At 52.8% G+C, this 4,767-nt stretch carries 3 protein-coding genes; all 3 read left to right on the forward strand.

The window, feature by feature from the left end:
• The first annotated feature begins 32 nt into the window (after positions 1–32).
• The 3 genes from thiD (at position 33) to Q0340_RS11720 (ending at position 4,589) form a co-directional block, all read left to right on the forward strand.
• Positions 33–1,142, forward strand: a complete 1,110-nt coding sequence (gene thiD, locus Q0340_RS11710) for a bifunctional hydroxymethylpyrimidine kinase/phosphomethylpyrimidine kinase (RefSeq protein WP_298083456.1) — start codon at positions 33–35, stop codon at positions 1,140–1,142.
• 306 nt (positions 1,143–1,448) lie between these two features.
• Complete coding sequence (locus tag Q0340_RS11715; RefSeq protein WP_298083457.1) at positions 1,449–2,792, forward strand: PQQ-binding-like beta-propeller repeat protein; 1,344 nt, start codon at positions 1,449–1,451, stop codon at positions 2,790–2,792.
• A gap of 384 nt (positions 2,793–3,176) precedes the next feature.
• Complete coding sequence (locus Q0340_RS11720) at positions 3,177–4,589, forward strand: hypothetical protein (protein ID WP_298083458.1); 1,413 nt, start codon at positions 3,177–3,179, stop codon at positions 4,587–4,589.
• Positions 4,590–4,767: the final 178 nt, after the last annotated feature.

Below are 4,767 nucleotides of genomic sequence, written 5' to 3' on the forward strand. Positions count from 1 at the left end.
ATATAATCGCGCTAAAATTTTAAAGGCTTTTTATGAAAAGAATTCTTACTATCGCGGGTTCTGATAGCGGCGGCGGTGCCGGCATCCAAGCCGATATCAAGACGATTAGCGCGCACAAGATGTTTGCCATGAGCGCTATTACGGCGCTTACGGCGCAAAATTCGCGCGGCGTATTCGGCGTGCTGGACGTTTCGCCAGATTTTGTAGAGGCGCAGCTCGATGCGATTTTTAGCGACATCTTTCCGGACGCCGTTAAAATCGGAATGATCTCCAATGAGGGGGTTGCCGAGGCCATCGCAAAGAGCCTGGGCAAGCACGGCGCGAAAAACGTCGTCTTAGATCCCGTGATGGTCGCTACTAGCGGCGGAGTTTTGATGAAACAAAGCGCGCTGCATGCGCTAAAATACAAGCTCGCTCCCGCCGCGGAGATTATCACGCCCAACGTGCGCGAAGCCGAGGTCTTATCGGAGATGAAAATTTTAAGCTTAGCCGACATGCGCGCTGCTGCGGTTAAAATTTCGCAGTTTTTTAGCGGCGCGATTTTGATTAAAGGCGGCGATCTTGCGGGCGCGAGCGCGACTTGCATTGCGGCGGAAGCGAGCGCGGCGGAAATGAATACAGCGCGAAATTTTAATACTTCGCAGCGTGAAGCGAGCGAAGATGGCGCATGCGAAAATTCTGCGGGTTTGACGAAGAGCGCGGATTTCGCGGATAAAAATTTTACTGGCGAATGCAAAATTTTAACGACGGGCGCAGAGCCTTCTTTTGGGCAAAATTTATCCGCAGCCTCCCTAGGCGCTGGTTTTGAGCCGAGCGGAGAGGGCGGGGATTTGAGAAATTTAGCGGTCGATATTTTGTACGAAAACGGCAAATTTTATGAGTTTTTCGCGCCGAAAATTGCTACGCGTAACACCCACGGCACGGGCTGCACGCTCTCAAGCGCGATCGCGTGCGCGCTAGCGGCGGGGCTTAGCCTGCCCGCAGCCGTCGCCCATGCCAAGGGCTTCGTGCGCAGGGCGCTTGGCTGGGGTGAGCAGATCGGACACGGATGCGGCGCGATAGATCATTATTTCACGGTACGCGATCCATTCGGCGCGGACTTTGGCGGATCTTGCGCGAATGAAATCAAAATCATCTCTTGAGACTAAAATTTCAAGCGCTCGTTGAAGACCCTCATTCGTTAAAATTCCAAAACTCCGCCGCGAAAGTATAGGCTTTAAATTTAACCAAATGCCGCGACCTGCGAAATCGCGCGACGGACGAGCCAGATTCTGCGGACCGCTCGGGCGCTGTTTTTTTAGCGCGAGCTGCGGGTCTAAGTCCGGCTTTAAATTCGATTTTACCTCAGACTGCGGGCTAGCCTCGATGCTTTGATCTTAAATTTAGACGCTTTGCATGCCTGAAATTTATCTCTAAATTTGGCCCTTTTTGCTAAAATTTCATAAAACGTGCCGCCCGCAAAAGAGGCGGCCGGACTAAGCTCAAGGAGAGAAGATGCGCGAGAGGACTACGAGACGCTTAAGGCGGAGTGGCAGAAAGAGTGGAATGAAAAGGGCGAGAAATACGCCAAGGCGGTAAACGATATGGTGGCGTTTGCGGAGGTGCACGGCTGGGACGCCTACAAGGGCGAAGATTCGGTCGATGAGCGCGAGGGTATGACGCAGCTTTGCGAGGCGGTTTTTGAGCTGCTAAAGGAAGCCAACGAGCGCGGCGAGACGGCGAAATTTAGAGCCGATTTTCCGCCCTCAAACGTCATTTTCGATAAAAAGTTGAGAAAAAAGCTAAGAGACATCGATCAAATTTGCCCTCTTGGCGGCGAGAACGTCCTTTTTATCGCCTCAAACGACGACGGCAAGACGCTGTATCTGCTGGAGGGCGACCGCGTGAGCGAGGTGGCGGACGACGTCATTGCCGTGGGTAAGTCAAAGCGAAACGAAATTTACGCCCTACTAAATCAAGACGAGGTATGGCTGATCAGGGGCTACGACGGCAAGAGCGGCGGTGAGTTGGTGGCGAGATTTAGCCACGAGCTGGAGATCATCTACGACGAGGCTGAAATTTTACCCTTTAACGACGGCAGCAAGGTGCTTTTGACCGCCCACGACGGAATTTTTTTGATCTCGCAAAGCGGTGCGAAGCTTATCCATCCGATCTACGAGGATGAGGGCGAGGACGAGGATGAATACGAGCTCGAGATAGCCATGGCAAATGCGACCCTCTCAAACGACAACGAGTTAATCGTCGCGGGTGAGCAAGATAGCGATCACGTCCTGATGGATAGCGAGGGCGAGCGGCTTGGTAACATCGGCGCGCAGAGCTCGTATCCGCACTTTTGCCTATTTAGCGCGGACGATACGCAGCTCATCACAAACTCCTGCCACTTCTACAACGGCGTTACGATCGGCGTGGATAGGGCTTTGCTAAAGCGCGGGCTGGAGGTCGGTTTTTACGATCCGGACGGCGGCGACGAGCAAAATTTCACGCTGATCGACGATGCGATGAGAGTTTACGCGGGCGTAGCGACGCAGGACTTTTACATCCTCGGCGATGCATACGGCTACATTAAGGCAGTCGGCAAGGACGGGCGTAAAATTTGGCGTCATTATCTTGGCGGCACGATAAAGTCTATGGCGATAAGTGATGACGGGAGCGTGCTTTTTGTGGGCACTTATGGCGGCAGGCTGCATAAACTACGCCTCGGCGCAGGCCAAGACAGCCACACGATCGGCAACGGCAACCACAAAGAGGAGTTTAGACTGATCGCTTACGAGGATAAAATTTATCGGTGGTAAAATTTCGCAACGTAGGCTCCTGCGATAGTTTTGTACGTTTTTTGCGTCTTATTGAAGACCGATCTGCGCTAGCGTCTCGCGCCTTTTCGCAAACCGGCAGGCGAGCATTTTCGCTCCTAAGCGCGCTTAAGGCGCGACGCCGCAAAGCCTGCTAGACAAAAGCGCGAGCCGCGTGGGTAAGCAGATCCCTATCTGCGCGTATCCGAAAGTGGCTACATACGTAGGCGGCGACGAAAATAACGCGAGCAGCTTTGAGTGCAAATGAAATTTGATTTAAAGCAGCGCCTTATGGCGGAGCGGATTTGAGCTAAATTTAGCTCGCAGCTCCGCTAAAATCCGTGCTCGTCAAACGGGTGCGGACAGATTAAAATTTAAAGGACGGAAATGACCGAGCCGAAAATCGGCGATCTCTTCGCCGTAAAGCTTAAGAGGCGGGACGCGTATTTTACCGCGCAGATCCTAAGCGCGCAGATGGGGCTCGTCGCGCTCGTTTTGGACGGCTTTGTGAGCGTGCCGCCCGGTCTAAAAGAAGCGGCTAAGCTTAAGCCGTTTTACTTCGATCATCACTTTTGGAAGCGCGGAGAATTTTATCTCGGCGTGGATGAAATTTTGGACGCCGAGCCCGTTTTTATCGGCAACGCCGCTTTGATTTGCGAGCCGCCCGAGTGCGTGAGCCTGCAAAGTATCGAACAGATTTATATGCAGCTTGCGTGGAACGAGCTTCCGAAGGATATTTGCGCTAAATTTAAATCCGTCCGCAAGCAAAAACTTGAAATTTCGCAGCCGCAAAGCAGGGAATTTTACGCCGATTTAGCGCGTCAAAATCTGTTTTGCTACGAGATAAAAAGCGCGGTTTGGGATGAAAATTTAAAAGATTTTTTAGAAGCGACGCCGATGATGACCGATTTGGAACTAAAAAATGCGGGAGAAGCCCTAGATATCTCGCGCACTCACCTGCAGCAGCTCGTCTTGCACGCCGGCGGCACGGAGGAGATCACGCTAAACGGCTCGCTGTGGCGGCTCGTAATAAACAGCGATATCGCGCGGCTAAAGAGCGTGCGCTGCCCCTTTGACGGCGAGCTTTTGAGCGTCCAACTAAACCTAAACGACGGCGGGTTTTGCATTCGCGGGCTTGGAAAACTGCGCGATCTACAGATATTTTCGCAACGCGGCAAGTGCATCGATCTCGCATGCGTTGCGGCGAGCTTTCCGAATTTGCGCGAAATTTTCATTAACGCGCAGGGCGGCACGCTAAAAAACATCGACGCGCTCGCTAAATTTGAACATCTAAAAGACGTCTGGCTTAGCGAGGTTTACGGATTTGAACGCTTTCCGACGAGGGCGCAACTACCGCATCTAAAGCGCCTTTGTTTCTGGTCGGTGCCCAAAGGCGCCTGCGAGGCGGCTAGAGCGCAGTTTAAGGGTATAGAAAGCCTCGTAATCAGGCAGCCGCGAAGCAAACAGTGGCTGGCGGCAAATTTAAATAACCCGCTGCGCCGCTGGGACGGCAGAGAGGGCGTGGGCGCGGCGACTGCTAGAAAGGCGATGAGGGCTTATGCAGGCGCGCACAAGAAGCTAAGCGCGCTAGAAGCAAAACCCGCAAGCAGCGAGCTTAAGACCGAGAAAACCGAAATTTTAAAAGAATTTATCGCCGTTTTTAACGCGATAGACGCCAAGCATAGCATCGACACCATGGAGCGCGAGGAGATTTGGGAGGCGTTTTGCAAGCTAGCCGAGCTTGCGGCGGTGGACGCAAAGTCGCAAGAGCGTATCTGGGAGCAAAACGCGGAATTTTAGCCGATCAAGCGGTGTGAGCGTTGCGACGAAAAATGGCGTGCGGACACTGCGCGATCGGGCTTTGTTTGGGCGCGGCGCGCGAGATTTAAAATTTAACGCCGAAGCGGTTCAAAGTAGCGAGCCAAATTTCATAGCGAACTTGCGGCGATAGTTTGGAATTTTAAAATTCCGCAGCTTT

Source organism: uncultured Campylobacter sp., from assembly GCF_938045595.1.
Lineage (GTDB): Bacteria > Campylobacterota > Campylobacteria > Campylobacterales > Campylobacteraceae > Campylobacter_B.

Coding starts and splice junctions, on each gene's coding strand:
- thiD (WP_298083456.1), top strand. CDS start 33: ATGAAAAGAATTCTTACTATCGCGGGTTCTGATAGCGGCGGCGGTGCC.
- Q0340_RS11720 (WP_298083458.1), top strand. CDS start 3,177: ATGACCGAGCCGAAAATCGGCGATCTCTTCGCCGTAAAGCTTAAGAGG.